Raw genomic sequence first — 15,397 nt, 5'->3', positions numbered from 1 at the left:
GCAAAGGGGCACGGCTCGCCTGGACGACTGCCTGCGACGCGCATCCACCTCCTGGCGCCGGCATGTCCCACGAGGTGCGGCCCCGCCGCCGCCGGCGGCACGAAGTGGGACACGGACTCCGGAACACGCACGGTGGGCCCGCCGCGTGCGCGACGGGCCCGCACGAGGTCGGCTCAGTGGGCGGAGTAGCCGCCGTCGACGAGGTGGTAGCTGCCCGAAATGAACGAGGCCTCGTCGCTCAGGAGGAACAGGGTGAGCGCGGCGACCTCGGTGTCGGTGCCGAGCCGGCCCGTCGCGTGCTCGCCCTCGAGGTGGGTCAGCGCCTCGGGCGAGAGCCCCGAACGCACGAGAGGGGTGTCGATGAAGCCGGGGCCGACGGCGTTCGTGCGGACGCCCTGGGCGGTGTACTCCAGGGCCGCGACCTTCGTCAGGCCCACGAGGGCGTGCTTGCTCGCGACGTATGCGGCGTTCTGGGCGAGGCCCACGGAACCCAGCACGGATGCCATGTTCACGACCGCTCCGCCCCCGGAGGCCACGATCGCGGGGAGCTGGAATCGGAGCCCGTAGAAAACACCGTCGAGGTCGACGGCGCGCACGCGGTCCCAGGCCTCGATGTCGTAGTCGCCGATGTTCTGGGGAGCGGCGCCGATGCCGGCGTTGTTCACGGCGAGGTGCAGTCCGCCGTAGGTCTTCTTCGCGAACTCGACGGCCGACTCGGAGTCCTGCCATTTCGCGGTGTTCTGGGCGAACGCGGTGGCGCTACCTCCGACGACGGTGATCTCCTGGGCGACGCGCTCCGCGGCATCCAGGTTGATATCGGTGACGACCACCGACGCGCCCTCCCGGCCGAGCTGCCGCGCGATCGCGGCTCCGATTCCGCTTCCTCCGCCGGTGACGAGGGCGACTTTCCGAGTGAACCTGCTCATGGGTGCTTCTCTCTCGCCGTCGAGTCGCCCCGGCTTTCGCGGTGACCGCATGCGCGTGAATGAAAACGATCCCCGGGTGCGCGGTATTCCGCCTCAGTCGCCGTCGTCGTCGCCGAGGCGCAACTCGAGGCTCAGCTGATCGGCATCCAGCTCGGCGAGCGCGTGACGCAGGGCCGCGGTGCTGAACCGCCCGTCTCGGCTCACGTCCTGCAGCCGCTTGCGCATCGCCTCGATCGAGGCGAGCCGCAGTTCGAGCAGGTCGCGACGACGCACGGTCGCGTCGTCGTCGGGTGGCTGCACGAGACGCGCGCCGGCCTGCTCGATCAGGTCGGCGGGGAAGGGGTCGCCGTTACGCCGGGCGAGCGAACCCGATTGCACGGCCGCACTCGCGGCATCTCGGAGCTCCGACGTGAGGGCCCGCTGCTCGTCGTGCGAGGGGCCCTCGCCGCCGTCGCCGGAGAGGCCGACGGACCGCACGACGGGCGACAGTGTCAGCCCCTGCAGCACCAGGCTGAACAGCGCCACGAGGAACGCGACGAAGATCAGCAGGGGACGCTGCGTCGTGCCCTCCGGCAGTGTCTGAGCCGCCGCCAGCGTCACGACGCCCCTCATGCCGGCCCACACGATCACCGCGCCGTGGCGCGCGGTGAGCGGGGAGTCACGGTAGTAATCGAGATCGGCCATCGTGCGCGAGATGCGCGAGCGCATCCACCCGATGCGCCGCTCGGTCCGGGCGGGGTCGGCGCCGCGCTCGCCGAACTGCTCGGGCGCTTCGCGGTAGGCCTGTTCGAAACGATCGAGCCGGTCCTGCGCGCCTTCGATCCGGTCCTGGTGGCGGGCGTGGCGGCGGCTGCGTCGGGCCTGGAGGCCGATCAGGCCCGCGACGTAGAGCGCGCGTACGAGCAGCACGATGCCGAGAGCCGACAGAGCCAACCAGGTTCCGTGCCAGAGCCCCTCGTGCTCTCGGAGGTTGGCGACGACGATGTCCTTCAGCTCGAGACCGAAGACGAGGAAGACCCCGCCCTCGAGGATCAACTCGACGGTGCGCCAGTTCAGGCGATCGCTGATGCGCTGCTCGGGCGTGAACCGCCGTGCGGCCCCCTGACCCGTGACGATGCCCGCGACCACCGCGGCGACCAGGCCCGACCCACCCAGGTGCTCGGTCGGCAGGTACGCGAGGAACGGGATCGTGAAGCTCAGCGCCGTGTTCGCCGCGGAGTTCGACACGCGTTCCCGCACGCGCAGGTTCACCCACCCGATCACCGCGCCGAGCACGAGCGCGATGAGGACGGCCCAGGCGAAGTCGGCGAGGGCGTCGCCGAACGCGAAACCGGATGCCACGGCGGCCACGGCCGTGCGCAGGAGGACGAGCGCCGTGGCGTCATTGAGCAGGCTCTCGCCCTCGAGCATCGTCACCACGCGAGGCGAGATGCCCAAGCGCTTGGCGATCGAGGTGGCCACGGCATCCGTGGGACTCAGGATCGCGCCCAGGGCGATGGCGAGGGCGAGGCCGAGACCCGGGATGACGGCCCAGAAGAAGAGGCCGAGAACGAGCGAGCTGAACACGACCAAGAGCACCGAGAGCCCGGCGATGGGCGCGAAGTCGCGGCGGAATTCGATGGCGGGCACCTGCACCGCCGCGGAGTACAGCAGCGGCGGAAGCACTCCGACGAGGATGACCTCGGGGTTCACCGAGAAGGGCGCGACGAACGGCAGCAGGCTCACCCCCGCCCCGATGGCGAGCAGGACGAGAGGCCCGGCGACGTTGAAACGCGGCCCGATCACCGTGGCGAGAGCGACGACCACCACCCCGGCGAGGACGAGGAGGAGGGGATCAATCATCCTCCGAGGCTAGCCGTCCGTGCGTGGCGGCCCCGATCGATGAGATGGCAACAGGCTGAGACTCAGCTCTCGGCGCGCACCGCCGCAGCCACGGCCTGCATTCCCGCCAGGGTTTCGGCGAAGCTCGTGGACAGCGGCGAGAGACCGATCCGAAGCCCGTGCGGGTCGCGATAGTCGGGGATGACATCGTCCTTCCACAGGCGTGCGGTCACGGCCCGCATCGCGGGGTGCGAGAGCGTCACGTGTCCGCCGCGCTCTGCCGGGTCGCGCGGCGAGGCGAGACGCACGCCGAGCGGGCTCAGGATGCCATCGGCCACCCGCACCGCGAACTCGGTGAGCGCGACCGACTTCGCGCGTACCGCCGCGATGCCGGCGTCGGCGAGGAGGTCGAGGGTGTCCTGCATCGCGATCATGGCGAGCACCGGAGGGGTGCCCGAGAGGAAGCGGCGCATGCCCTCGGCGGGGAGGTATCGCGGGCCCATCGAGAAGACGTCGGCGGCGCCCATCCACCCCTGCACGGGCTGGGCCAGCGTGGCGTGGTGACGCGCGGCGACGTAGGCGAAGGCGGGCGACCCGGGTCCGCCGTTGAGGTACTTGTAGGTGCAGCCGACCGCGAGATCGGCGCCCCACGCGTCGAGCTCGACCGGGACCGAACCCGCCGAGTGGCAGAGGTCCCACAGCACGAGCGCACCGGCGCGGTGGGCGATCGCGGTGAGTTCGGCGCCGTCGGCGAGGAAGCCCGAACGGTACGAGACGTGGCTCAGCAGGACCACCGCCGTACGGGATCCGACCGCGGCGCGGAGCCGGTCGGCATCCACTCCCCGTGTCGTGTCGACGTCGATCCAGACCACACGCGCTCCCCGCTCGGCGGCGATGCCCTCGACCAGGTAACGATCGGTGGGGAAGTCGTCGCGCCCGACGACGATCTCGACGCGCTCGGGGTCGCGGGCCGTCTGCGCGTCGAGGGCCGCGCGCAGCATCTTGTACAGCAGCACGGTGGTCGAGTCGCCGATGACGGTCTGACCGGATGCCGCGCCCAGCGTCAGTGCTCCGATCCGATCGCCGATGACGAAGGGGAGCTCCATCCACGCTTCATCCCACCCGCGGATGAGGCGGCCGCCCCACTCGTCGGTGACGAAGCGCGCGAGCCGGTCGGCGGTGGCGCGGGGCGGGCGACCCAGCGAGTTGCCGTCGAAGTAGACCAGCGGGCTCTCGCTGCCGACGAACGCGTCGCGGTGAGGTGCCAGGGGGTCGGCGGCGTCGAGGCGCTGCGCCTCGGCCCGGAAGCTGTGGTGGGGAGGCTCGAGCGGGTCCACGGAGCCGAAGTCGGGGGAGGGGTCAGTCGACACGGGTCAGCTCCTCGGTCGGTACGACGCTGGCGCGGCTCAGCCACGTCGCGACCTCGTCGTCGGTGGGGGTGTCGCCGGCGACGAAGCTCGACACGGCGTCGATGGGGGTCGTGCGGGGCCAGGGGTCGGTGAGCGCGGCCACGAGAGCGTCCCCGCGCACACCCGCCTCGGTCATCGCGAGCAGCTCGCGGCGGTTCACGCCCACGGGGAGGGAGCCGTTGCCCAGGTCGGTTCCATACAGCACGCGTCCGCCCCGCGCCGCGAAGGCGCGCAGGTTGGCGATCGCGCGCTCACGGTCGGCGCCGCGGTGGATGTCGAGCGTCGAGATCCAGGCCTGTCCCGCGGCGACGGCTCGCGCCAGGGTGCGCCGCGCGACCGGAGCGTCGAAAGGCGTGTGCGCGAGCACGGAGACGCCCGCCTCGATCGCGCGGTCCACCTGCCCGGGTCCCTGGGCGTGCGCGACGACGGGCAGACCCCGTTCGGCGGCCGAGGCGACCACGGCGGCGAGGGCGTCGTCGGAGATCACCGGTCCGGCGTCGGCATGGAGCGCGACCTTGATGACCGAGGCCCCGGCATCCGCCTGCTCGTCCACCGCGGTGCGCGCGCCACCCTCGATCCCCGGATGCCGTGAGGCGTCGGTGACGAATCTCACGATCGACCGGGGAGCCCAGGACCGGCCGTCGGGGTACCCACCGGGAACGGTGAGGAACGCCCCGGCGAACGCGGTGCGGGGAAGGCCCTGCGGCCGTCGAGCGAGTGCGAAGGGATCGCCGCCGAGGTCGACGACGGCGGCGATCCCCCGCCGAGCCAGCGAGGTGGAGTCGATCAGGTGCAGATGCACGTGGTGATCGACGAACGCGGGCAACGCGGTTCCCGCCTCGGCGGTGAGCGCGCGGCGTACGCGCCACGCGGCGGAGAGTGTCACGCCGGCGCGATCAGATCAGCGACAGCTCGCGCAGCTTGGTCTCGACGTCGGCGTTCGACGGCTCGACGTGGTGGCTGGAGTCGGGGTAGACGACCACGGGGATGCTGGTGCGCCCGGAGATCTCTTTGGCGACGTCAGCGGCGGCGGGGTCGGCCACGAGATCGATGTACTCGTAGTCGATGCCGAGCTCGTCGAGCTGCTTCTTCGTGCGGATGCAGTCACGGCACCAGTCGGCGCCGAACATACGGATGGTTGCGTCGGAGGACATGCTTCCAGCGTACGCCGCGGGGCGGCGAGCAGCGCCGCGAGTCAGGCGGTGACTTCGTCTTCGAGAGGCTCGATGGCACGCACGGCCTTGCCGACACGGCTCTTCTTGGGTGCGTAGACCACGAGGGCGTGGAAGACGAAGCGCACGAAGAAGGCGGCGATGAGGGTGAGGGCCGCCGCGATGACGCTGGGCATGTGCGCCTGGCTGACCAGGACCCAGATCACGGGGATGCGGATGATCGCCTCGACGCCGTTGAAGGTGAACGACTTGATGAAGCGGTGCCGCATGAGCCCCGATTCAGCCCGCATATCGGCGAAGACGAGGTATTCGAGGGCGATGAAGTTCGCGACGATCGTGACGATGCTCGCGATCACCGCGGCGAGCAGGTATTGCACGCCGAACGCCTGAAGCGCCCACATGATCGCGAGGTTGGCCAGGGCGCCGAGGCCGCCGACCACGGCGAAGGCCGACATGCGCCCGAAGCGCAGCATGGTCAGCTGCACCAGGAAGCGCATGCCCTGGCTGAACGATGCCTTCGACTCGCCGGCGAAGCGGGGTGCGAACGAGAACGGGACCTCGACGACGCGCATCTGCTTGCGGGCGAGGATCTCGAGCAGGATCTTGAAGCCGCGCGGCTGCAGCGTCTCGATGTCGAGCGTGCGGCGGTCGACGAGGAAGAACCCGGTCATCGGGTCGGTGCAGTTGTTGAGCTTGCGCGGGAACATCGCCTTGGTCAGCAGCGTGGATGCGCGCGAGACCGTGGTGCGCACGGCATTGGCGAGTCCGTCGGAGGTGCCGCCGGCGACGTAGCGCGAGGCGACGACGACATCGGCGTCGCCGACCTCGGCGCGCGCGAGCATGTCGGCGATGACCTCGGGCGGGTGCTGGAGGTCGCCGTCCATGACGACGCAGAACTCGGACTCCGCCGCGCGGATGCCCTCGACCACCGCACCACCGAGGCCGCCCATCGGATCGTCGCGGTGGATCAGACGGACGGGGATGTCGGCTGCAGCCGCGACCTGCCGGATGATGTCGGGGGTGTCGTCGGTCGAGTCGTCGACGAAGATGATCTCGATGGTGCGACCGAGCAGCGCGTGGGTCGTTCGTCGGACGAGCTCGGCGACGTTCGGACCCTCGTTGAAGGTCGGAACGATGACGGAAAGGTCCATAGATGCTCGCGTTTTCTCGGTGAGACGGAAGTGAACAGCGCGGACCGGCCGGCGCGTGCCCGATCTGAAAGTCTGGCGCACTTACCTGGGAGATCACGGATGCCCGCCTCGGTGGACCCTAGCAAATGGCCCGTGACGCGGGGATTTTCTGCGGTGCCCTCCGATATTCGGTGGGTCAGCCGATCTCTTTTCTCAGATCGTCGACCGTCATTCCGTAATTCATCCGGATGACGGGCAGTGCGAGTTTATCGGTCCCGATGCGCACGTACCCGTGTTCGATGGTGCGACCGAGTTCGAAGCCCGCACGACGTACCCCCTCTTTCGTCGTGTCGTTGTAGTGACCGAAGGGATAGGCCACGACTTCCTTCGCCCCCAGGATCTGAGCCGACCGGTTCAGGTCCGCGGCGATCGTGTCGGCGTCTTCGTTGACCATCCGCCCCTTGCCGTTGGCGCCGGGGCGATGCATGTCGTGAGTGTGCGAGCGCTGGAGGACGAAGGGATTGGGCGTCCCCTCGGTACGCGCCGAGGTGATCACGAACGAGGTGGTGAGCAGTTTCCGGTCGTTGACGATCGGGGCCGCCATCTCGAGCCAGGTGCTGTCGGCATCGTCGTCGGTGATGATCACCGAGTGCTTCGGGAGGTACAGCTGCCCGTCGATGAAGGCGCTCAGCTCATCCCAGGTCGGCAGGTAGAACGCCGATTGCTGGATGTGCGCCATCTGCGCGTCGAAGTCGCCGATGTAGGCGTAGTTCAGCCGCAGCCAGTTGTCTTCGCCCTTCGGATTCCGCGTGAACTGGTGATACATCAGGATCGGGATGCCGGCGGCCTCCGCAGCGTTCGCCTCGGGAGTCGTCCACCCCGCGTGGAGCGTCCGCTGCCGGTCGGTGCACGTGACGAGGTCGGCGCCATTCAGCCGAGCGCTCTGCGTCATCGCGGTGGCGTCGGTCGCCGCGTCGTACCACCCGGCGAAGACGCGCCCGTCGGCGCGGGGGATCGGAAGGTTCTGGTAGCGCACGCCCTGCGTCTGCAACTGCGGAGCAAGCGCGATCCCGTCGCCCGCGAACGACACGGCACACGACTGCGGATCGGTCGAGGTGGCCAAGAGAGCCTGGGCGGGAGTGAGGGGTGCGGGCGTCGGGGTCGGCGTTTCCGAGGGCGTCGCGCTCGCCGAGGTGTCCTCGGTGACGGGAGGCGCCTCGGGGATGCGGGTCAGGGCGACGGCGGCGACGCCGGCTCCGATCAGCGCGACGGCGATGACGGCGCTGATCGTGCGTTTGCGACGAAGACGGCGGGAGGCACGGCGGCGGTGCTCGGCTCGGGTGGTGTTCATGGTGCCTCGGGTCGGACGGGTGAGTCGGCGCGATCCTATCGACGCGGCGTGCCCGCTCCGTGAACGAGGCGTCGCCCGGCGCGGCGCTCGCGCGATGATGAAGGCATGAATCGCATCGGCATCGTCGGGACCAGTTCCATCTCCGAGCGCTTCGCGGAGGCGGTGGCCGTCGTCGAGGGCGTCGAGATCGCGCGGGTGGCCTCTCGCGACGCCGCGCGCGCGAAAGCCTTCGCTCACACGATCGGGGCGCCGCACACCGCCCTCGGCCTCACGGAGCTCCTCGCCGCCCCCGACGTCGACGCCGTCTACCTCGCCAGCCCCAACGCGCTGCACGCGGAGCAGGTGCGCGAAGCCGTGGATGCCGGCATCCCGGTGCTCGTCGAGAAGCCTGCCGTCCTGTCGGCGCGGGAGTGGGATGCCGCGGTGTCGCACGCTCGCGAGCGCGGCGTCGTCGTGCTCGAGGCCATGCGCTCGGGATACGACCCCGGCCTGGAGGTGATCCGCGGGCTGCTGCCGCGGCTGGGGACGCTCCGCCGGGTCTCTTTCCGCTACGAGAAGCGGTCGGCGCGTTATGACCACGTCCTGGCGGGGGAGCAGACGAACATCTTCGATCCCGCCCTCGGGGGAAGCGCCCTCCGTGACCTCGGGGTGTACCCGCTGCACGCCCTGGTACGGCTCTTCGGGTCACCGCGCTCGATCGCCGGCCTGCGCGTGGGCATCGCCTCGGGAACGGACGGGCTCGGGAGTGCACTCGCCGCCTACGACGGCTTCCTCGCCGACATCGCGTGGTCGAAGATCACCGACACCGCCCTGCCGAGTGAGATCCAAGGAGAGGAGGCGTCGCTGTCCATCGACGCGATCGACGCCCCCCGGCGCCTGACGCTGTCGCCGCGCGAGGGCGATGTCGAACGGATCGAGGTCGAGGCCTCGGCCAACCCGATGGTGGGAGAGGTCGAGCGCTTCCGCGACGCCGTCGCCGGTGCTGACATCGCGGACGACCAGCGTCTCACCGGCCTCACGCTGCGTCTCGTGGACGAGATCCTGGGTGCCGCGTCGGTGTGACGATTCACCCGCCGTTTCCCCCGCGGGGTGAGGATGGGCGGGTGGAGCGACCCGGTCGAGTGAGCGAGGTGTTCCTCGCGTTCCTGCGCCTCGGTGTCACCTCGTTCGGCGGGCCGATCGCGCATCTCGGCTACTTCCGCGACGACCTGGTCGTGCGGCGGAAGTGGATGGACGACCGCGCCTACGCCGACCTGGTGGCGCTCTGCCAGTTCCTCCCCGGCCCCGCGTCGAGCCAGGTGGGTTTCGCGATGGGCCTGCAACGCGCCGGTTTCTTGGGGGCGCTCGCCGCCTTCCTCGCCTTCACCCTGCCCTCCGCCATCCTCCTCGTCGCCTTCGCCGGGGGAGCGGCCCTGCTCGGCGGACCGGTCGCCGCGGGCGTGATCTCGGGCCTGCAGATCACGGCGGTGGCGATCGTCGCGCAGGCGGTGTGGGGCATGGCGCGCACCCTTGCCCCCGATGCCCCGCGTGCGAGCATCGCCGTCGCGGGCCTGGCTCTCGCACTGCTCGTTCCCGGAGCGCCGGGGCAGCTCGGTGCCCTCGCCGTCGGCCTCCTGGGCGGGATCGTCCTGCTGCGCGGCGCGTCCGAGACACCCGCGCCGTCTCTGCCCTCGTTCGGCGTTCCCCGCGTCGTCGCCGTGACGTGCCTCGTCCTCCTCGCGATCGGGCTGGTGGGACTCCCGCTCCTCGCGGCGACGACCGGGTCGGATGCAGCTGCGCTCGTCGATGCCTTCTTCCGCTCCGGCGCCCTCGTCTTCGGAGGAGGTCACGTCGTGCTCCCCCTGCTGCAGGCCGGGGTCGTCGAGACCGGCTGGGTCTCGCCCCAGGCGTTCCTCGCCGGCTACGGCGCCGCACAGGCGGTGCCCGGACCCCTCTTCGCCTTCTCCGCCTACCTCGGCGCGGAATCGTCCGTCGGGCCTGGCGGCATCGCCGGTGCGGCGATCGCCCTCGTCGCGATCTTCCTGCCCGGGTTCCTCGTGCTCGTCGGCGTGCTGCCGTTCTGGGACGCGATGCGCGGCAGGCCCCGCGTGCGGGCCGCCATGCGCGGGACGGGTGCGGCGGTCGTCGGCATCCTGGGCGCTGCTCTCTATACGCCGGTCTTCACGACCGCCGTCACCGGGCCCGGGTCGTTCCTGCTCGCCGCGGTCGGATTCGTCCTGCTCACCGCGTTCCGCGTTCCGGCGTGGGCGGTCGTGATCGTGGGGGCCGCGGGGGGAGTGGGGCTCGTCTTCACCTGAGCGGCGACCGAGAGCCGGTCCCGTCCGGGATGACACCGCGTCCCACGGATGCCAGGATGAGCGCACGGCACCGTCGCCGCCGCAGTTTTCGAGGGAGAAAGCCGTGTTCCAGAGTCCGCACCCGAGTATCGAGATCCCCGACCAGAGCATCTACGACTATCTGTTCGCCTCCCTCGAGGAGTCCGATCTCGATCGCGCCGCTCTCATCGACCCCACCACCGGGGCCGAGACCACGTATCGCACCCTGCGCGCGCAGGTCGACGCCTTCGCCGGGGCCCTGGCCGCCCGCGGCGCCGACACCGAGACGGTCGTGGCGATGCTCTGCCCCAATGTCCCCGCCTTCGCGACCGTGTTCCACGGGATCCTCCGCGCGGGATCGATCATCACCACGATCAACTCGCTCTACACGGCGAACGAGATCGAGAAGCAGCTGAGGGATGCCGCGGCCACCTGGCTCGTGACCGTGTCACCGCTGCTGCCGCAGGCGCATCAGGCCGCGCGAGCCGTCGGCATCCCGGACGATCAGGTCATCGTGCTCGACGGAGCGGAGGGGCACCCCGATCTGCGCTCGCTGCTCGGGGAGGGCCGTACCCCGCCCGAGGTGAGCTTCGACCCCGCCACCCACGTCGCCGTGCTGCCGTACTCGTCGGGGACCACCGGAGTGCCCAAGGGCGTCATGCTCTCGCATCGCAACCTCGTCGCGAACGTGCACCAGTGCCGCCCGGTCATCGAGATCGGACGCGACGACCGCGTGCTCGCGGTGCTGCCGTTCTTCCACATCTATGGCATGACGGTGCTGTTGAACCTGGCGCTGCGCCAGCGCGCGACCCTCGTCACCATGCCGAGATTCGACCTGAGGGAGTTCTTGCGCACCGTGCAGGAGCACCGCTGCACCTTCCTCTTCATCGCCCCGCCCATCGCCGTCGCGCTCGCCAAGCACCCCGCCGTCGACGAGTTCGACCTCTCCCGCGTTCACAGCGTGTTCTCGGGCGCGGCCCCTCTCGACGGGGAGACGGCCGAGACCGCCGGCCGACGGATCGGCGCTCGCTTCTACCAGGGCTACGGGATGAGCGAGTTGAGCCCCGTCTCGCACGCGATCCCGGCGGGCTCGGACATGCCCGTCAGCTCGGTGGGGGTGCTCATCCCGGGCTGTGAGGCGCGGCTCGTCGACCCCGAGACCGGCGCCGACCTCGAAGAGCACGGCGACGACGGCTTGACCGCCGCCGGAGAGATCTGGGTTCGCGGACCCAACGTGATGCTCGGGTATCTGAACCGCCCCGACGCGACCGCCGAGACGCTCGATGACGAGGGGTTCCTGCACACCGGCGACATCGGCGTGCACCACGTCGACGGCTTCTTCACCATCGTCGACCGCCTCAAAGAACTCATCAAGTACCACGGCTACCAGATCGCTCCCGCAGAGCTCGAGGCGCTGCTGCTCTCGCATCCGAAGATCCAGGATGCCGCCGTCATCGGTGTGCGCGGAGACGACGGCGAGGAGATCCCCAAGGCGTTCGTCGTGGCCGCCCCCGACTCGGGACTGACCGCCGACGATGTGATCGCCTTCGTCGCCGGCGAGGTCGCCCCGCACAAGAAGGTGCGCCGAGTCGAGTTCATCGACGTGATCCCCAAGTCGACGTCGGGCAAGATCCTGCGCAAAGACCTTCGGGCCCGCGAAGCCGCCTGAGTCGGCGATTCCGGGCGGGTACGAAAGAAGGGCGGGGCGTCTTCCGACGACCCCGCCCTTCTTCGCTGTTCTCTTACGGGGCGATGAGCGCTCCGGCCTGGGCGGCGGCCTCTTCGGCGCGCTTCTCTTCCTCGTCCTTGCCGCGGCGCTCGTCGGCGGCCTCCTGGAGGGCCGACTTCGCTCGCAGCGGCGGCGTGCGGAAGAACAGCGACAGCACGAAGGCCAGCAGCACGACGCCCATCGCGGTCCAGTACACGGTCGTCGCCGACGAGTTGAAGCCGACGAGGAACGGCTTGGTCAGGCGCGCGTCGGCGCCGACCAGGAACGAGGTGTCGTCGAGCGTCGAGTCGCCGACCGAGGTGTTCTCGTCGCCCGCGGCGAACTGATCCTCGATCGTCGTGGCCGCCGTGTCGACGAAGGCCGCGCGCTGCGTGGCATCCGAGAAGTCCAGGCTCACCGTGCCGTCGGCGGCGACGCGCGCGACCGGCACCTGCTGCTGGATCTGCGCCGTGGCGGCGGTGACGGCCTGAGCGAGCGCGGCCTGGGTCGCGGCGGCCTGAGCCGACGCGGGGATACGGCCGGCGGCGACCTGCTCCGAGACGGCCTGGGTCGCGGCATCCTGAGCCTGCTGCACACCCGCCTGCAGCTGCGACGTCGTACCGTCGACGATCTTCGACACGATCGGGGTGTAGATGCTCGACATGATCTTCTCGTTCGCCGGCGCCGAGGCGACCGTCGGATCGAGAGCGGCGTCGAGGGCGTCGGTGAGCGTCGCGCGGTCGGCGAACGAGCCGGTGATGTTCGACGGCATGAGCGTGAACAGCAGCGACAGCAGTACCGCGGTGCCGAGCGTTCCACCGATCTGACGGAAGAACGTCGAGCCGCTCGTGGCCACGCCCATGTCGCGTAGACCCACCGAGTTCTGGCTGGCGATCGTGAGCGTCTGCATCAGCTGCCCGAGGCCCAGTCCGATCACGAGCATCGCGATCGCGACGTGCCAGTACGGGCTGTCGTACTTCAGGAAGGTCAGCAGGAAGAAGCCGATCGACATCAGGGCCGTGCCGAGGATCGGGAACATGCGGTAACGGCCCGTGCGCGCGATGATCTGGCCGCTCGCGATCGAGGCGATCATGAGGCCGAGGATCATCGGCAGCATCTCGAACCCGCTCTGCGTGGGCGACGAGCCCAGCACGAGCTGCAGGTACAGCGGCAGCGTGAGCATTGCGCCGAACATGCCGAATCCGACGAGGACGCCGATGACGGTGGCCATCGAGAACGTGGGGGAGCGGAAGAGCTTGAGCGGGATGAGCGCGTCATCCTTCATCGCGGTCTCGGCGATGACGAAGGCCAGGATGCCGAGAGCGCCGACGACGTAGCAAGCGATCGCGATCTGCGAGCCCCAGCCCCATTCGCGACCCTGTTCGGCCACGAGCAGGAGCGGAACGAGGGCGACGATGACTGTCGTCGCGCCCCACCAGTCGATGCGCACCGAGTGACGCGGCTGCTTCGGGATGTGCAGGAACCGCCAGACGATCGCCAACGCGACGATGCCGATCGGCACGTTGATGAGGAAGACCCAGCGCCATCCGGTGATGAACAGGATCTGGCTGGCACCGGCGAAGAGGCCGCCGACGAGCGGGCCGATGACGCTGGAGATGCCGAAGACGGCGAGGAAGTAGCCCTGGTACTTCGCGCGTTCGCGCGGGGCGAGGATGTCGCCCATGATCGCGAGCGGCATCGACATCAGGCCGCCGGCGCCGAGGCCCTGGATGGCGCGGAAGGCGGCGAGCTCGACCATCGAGGTCGAGAAGCTCGCGAGCACCGAACCGATGATGAAGATCAGGATGGCGATCAGGAACAGCGGGCGCCGACCGAAGATGTCGGAGAGCTTGCCGTAGATGGGCGTCGAGATCGTCGACACGATCAGGTAGGCCGTGGTGACCCACGCCTGCAGGCTCAGGCCCTGCAGGTCGTCGCCGATCGTGCGGATCGAGGTGCCGACCACGGTCTGGTCGAGGGCGGAGAGGAACATGCCGGCCATGAGGCCGAAGATCACGAACATGATCATGCGGTGCGTCATGACCGTGTCGGTCGCTGCCGTATGGGCGCGTCTGGTTCGAGTGATGTCTGACATCGGAGGCCTCTTCAGGAGAAGGCCTGGCGGACGGCTCGGGGTGGCTCAGTCGGGCGCCAGGTGTTTGCTAAAAGTCAACAAATAGTAGCGCTGTCTGTGGGCGTCCGAAACCACTCGTGGCTGTGGGGACCCTATGTGCGCGGCGTTCGGCGTCTTCGCGGGCACCGGGGCAGGGATGTCGCGGGGGGAGGGCGAAATCGCCATACAGAGCCTGTTCTCGTGGCAGGCCCTGTTCTCGCCACGGGGTGGGCCGCAGGTCATGGCTGCGGAGCGGAGGCGAAGAGGGATGCCGACGTAGAGCGGCATTCGGGAACGAAAAACTCCCCCATGAGTAGAAGCCTCATGAGGGACCGTGTATCCGACGGGCGTCGATCCCGTGACCTCACGATTGTCAGTTGTGCGCACCGGGTTTGCGGGTGCTCGCAAGTGCTCATTTGTCGCTTGATTCCGCGGAAGTCGTGCTCGCTCGTCAGTGCTGTTTCTCGAGAGTTTCAACCGAGTTCCCGCTCCGAGACCGGCCCCGGGTTGGCTTCTTCGGAGATGCCTCGGCTTTCCCATTCGCCGAAGTTCTCCCTGTGATGGTGTCAATCCAAGACGTCCGGCCGTTCGCAGAGCGACCTGCGATCACAGCCGCAGCCGCTGAGGGGGACGAAAAGACGACGTCTTGGATGAACGTCGCAAGACCGCCGCTCTCTACGCGGAGCGTGCCATCCCCAAGAAGGGCAGCATGCTTCTGCTGATACCCAGGGTGCCTGCGGGTACCGACCCAGGCGGCCCGAGCGGCTGAGCCTTCGAGTACTGTGAACTCCCCGTCGATCTCTTGCGCCAGCGCCGCAAGACCGTGCCGGGCACCTCAAAGCGGAACGTTGGCGATGTACGTGCTTCGGCCCGTGAATCAGTACTGGGCGAGAGTGAGCCTGTGGGCTGCATGCGAGTTGCGCGGAACTCGGTGATACCTAACACAGGAAGAACGATTTGGACCTGGCTGAGGTAGTACTCCATATCGGAGATGTCTGCCTCGGGAAGATGAACAGGCGCAGGCGCCGTCCCGTTCACGACCGTCGCGCGCTTCGCGAGGGCCGCTGCGCCAATGAGGCGGGCTTCCAAGTAGCGGGCATGCGCCTTGGTCACGTTGGCGTCTTTTGAAGTGAGGATCACTACTCGATCCCAGAAATCCTTGCCCCCGGCGTCTTCGGGTCGCGCGTGTTGGCGCAGGCGCACGGCGATGTCGTCGCCTTCCCCCACGTAGACGGCCTTCCCTGACGGCGACAAGGACTCCGGATCATCCCCGAGAAGCAGATACACCCCGGTGCGACGAACCTCTTCGCGGGAAAGCAGGTCCGCGATATCTGAACGCGGCGCGGCGACGATGTGGCCGGTCCAGTTCATGATCTCGGCAGTGAGCAGGCCGCCCGGCGTGCCGTCGACAAGGTAGACCCTGATCTGCTTACCGTTCGCCACGCTGCCCCC

13 protein-coding genes are annotated in these 15,397 nt (G+C 69.3%); 3 read left to right on the top strand and 10 right to left on the bottom strand.

Translation table 11 applies throughout. From position 1 onward, the window contains the following. Positions 1-173: 173 nt before the first annotated feature. From AB6V29_RS08700 to AB6V29_RS08670, 7 genes are all read right to left on the bottom strand, one after another. A complete protein-coding gene (locus tag AB6V29_RS08700; RefSeq protein WP_210072448.1) occupies positions 174-926 on the bottom strand; it encodes an SDR family oxidoreductase in 753 nt (250 codons plus the stop codon). Between the two features lie 93 nt (positions 927-1,019). Next, positions 1,020-2,768, bottom strand: coding sequence for a cation:proton antiporter (locus AB6V29_RS08695; protein ID WP_369358061.1), 1,749 nt, complete (start codon positions 2,766-2,768; stop codon positions 1,020-1,022). A 62-nt stretch (positions 2,769-2,830) separates the two neighbouring features. Beyond that, on the bottom strand, positions 2,831-4,084 hold the full coding sequence (locus AB6V29_RS08690; RefSeq protein ID WP_369358189.1) for a kynureninase: 1,254 nt from the start codon (positions 4,082-4,084) through the stop codon (positions 2,831-2,833). Between the two features lie 22 nt (positions 4,085-4,106). Beyond that, positions 4,107-5,042 carry a hypothetical protein gene (locus tag AB6V29_RS08685; protein ID WP_369358060.1) on the bottom strand — a complete coding sequence of 312 codons (936 nt, stop codon included), beginning with the start codon at positions 5,040-5,042 and terminating at the stop codon, positions 4,107-4,109. Positions 5,043-5,052: 10 nt separating this feature from the next. Then, the gene (locus AB6V29_RS08680; RefSeq protein WP_144783037.1) at positions 5,053-5,310 is read right to left on the bottom strand and encodes a glutaredoxin domain-containing protein; all 258 of its coding nucleotides are present in this window, start codon (positions 5,308-5,310) and stop codon (positions 5,053-5,055) included. A gap of 41 nt (positions 5,311-5,351) precedes the next feature. Continuing rightward, entirely contained in the window at positions 5,352-6,479 is a 1,128-nt protein-coding gene (locus tag AB6V29_RS08675) for a glycosyltransferase family 2 protein (protein ID WP_210072445.1), read from the bottom strand. A gap of 175 nt (positions 6,480-6,654) precedes the next feature. Beyond that, entirely contained in the window at positions 6,655-7,809 is a 1,155-nt protein-coding gene (locus AB6V29_RS08670) for a polysaccharide deacetylase family protein (RefSeq protein ID WP_369358058.1), read from the bottom strand. A 105-nt stretch (positions 7,810-7,914) separates the two neighbouring features. On the opposite strand from AB6V29_RS08670, the gene AB6V29_RS08665 reads away from it, so the two are divergent. The 3 genes from AB6V29_RS08665 to AB6V29_RS08655 all read left to right on the top strand — a co-directional run bounded on the left by AB6V29_RS08665 (position 7,915) and on the right by AB6V29_RS08655 (position 11,793). Beyond that, positions 7,915-8,871: a Gfo/Idh/MocA family protein gene (locus AB6V29_RS08665; protein ID WP_369358056.1), complete on the top strand. Its 957-nt coding sequence runs from the start codon at positions 7,915-7,917 to the stop codon at positions 8,869-8,871. A gap of 41 nt (positions 8,872-8,912) precedes the next feature. Further along, positions 8,913-10,106, top strand: a complete 1,194-nt coding sequence (gene chrA / locus AB6V29_RS08660; RefSeq protein ID WP_369358054.1) for a chromate efflux transporter — start codon at positions 8,913-8,915, stop codon at positions 10,104-10,106. 103 nt (positions 10,107-10,209) lie between these two features. Then, on the top strand, positions 10,210-11,793 hold the full coding sequence (locus AB6V29_RS08655) for an AMP-binding protein (protein WP_369358053.1): 1,584 nt from the start codon (positions 10,210-10,212) through the stop codon (positions 11,791-11,793). 73 nt (positions 11,794-11,866) lie between these two features. On the opposite strand, the gene AB6V29_RS08650 is transcribed toward AB6V29_RS08655, so the two are convergent. The 3 genes from AB6V29_RS08650 to AB6V29_RS08640 all read right to left on the bottom strand — a co-directional run bounded on the left by AB6V29_RS08650 (position 11,867) and on the right by AB6V29_RS08640 (position 15,388). Continuing rightward, complete coding sequence (locus AB6V29_RS08650) at positions 11,867-13,873, bottom strand: MDR family MFS transporter (RefSeq protein WP_369358052.1); 2,007 nt, start codon at positions 13,871-13,873, stop codon at positions 11,867-11,869. A gap of 523 nt (positions 13,874-14,396) precedes the next feature. Continuing rightward, a complete protein-coding gene (locus AB6V29_RS08645) occupies positions 14,397-14,597 on the bottom strand; it encodes a DUF4357 domain-containing protein (RefSeq protein WP_369358187.1) in 201 nt (66 codons plus the stop codon). A 23-nt stretch (positions 14,598-14,620) separates the two neighbouring features. Then, on the bottom strand, positions 14,621-15,388 hold the full coding sequence (locus AB6V29_RS08640; protein ID WP_369358050.1) for a GIY-YIG nuclease family protein: 768 nt from the start codon (positions 15,386-15,388) through the stop codon (positions 14,621-14,623). Positions 15,389-15,397 lie beyond the last annotated feature (9 nt).

This window comes from Microbacterium sp. 20-116 (assembly GCF_041079415.1).
Taxonomy (GTDB): domain Bacteria; phylum Actinomycetota; class Actinomycetes; order Actinomycetales; family Microbacteriaceae; genus Microbacterium.
The sequence above is the reverse complement of the archived record's forward strand: the minus strand, read 5'-3'. Positions and strand labels throughout refer to the sequence as shown.

What these genes read in the sequence shown, in the direction of transcription:
- AB6V29_RS08670 (WP_369358058.1), bottom strand. Translation starts at nt 7,809, where the DNA reads ATGAACACCACCCGAGCCGAGCACCGCCGCCGTGCCTCCCGCCGTCTT.
- AB6V29_RS08695 (WP_369358061.1), bottom strand. Translation starts at nt 2,768, where the DNA reads ATGATTGATCCCCTCCTCCTCGTCCTCGCCGGGGTGGTGGTCGTCGCT.
- AB6V29_RS08675 (WP_210072445.1), bottom strand. Translation starts at nt 6,479, where the DNA reads ATGGACCTTTCCGTCATCGTTCCGACCTTCAACGAGGGTCCGAACGTC.
- AB6V29_RS08665 (WP_369358056.1), top strand. Translation starts at nt 7,915, where the DNA reads ATGAATCGCATCGGCATCGTCGGGACCAGTTCCATCTCCGAGCGCTTC.
- AB6V29_RS08650 (WP_369358052.1), bottom strand. Translation starts at nt 13,873, where the DNA reads ATGACGCACCGCATGATCATGTTCGTGATCTTCGGCCTCATGGCCGGC.
- AB6V29_RS08680 (WP_144783037.1), bottom strand. Translation starts at nt 5,310, where the DNA reads ATGTCCTCCGACGCAACCATCCGTATGTTCGGCGCCGACTGGTGCCGT.
- AB6V29_RS08700 (WP_210072448.1), bottom strand. Translation starts at nt 926, where the DNA reads ATGAGCAGGTTCACTCGGAAAGTCGCCCTCGTCACCGGCGGAGGAAGC.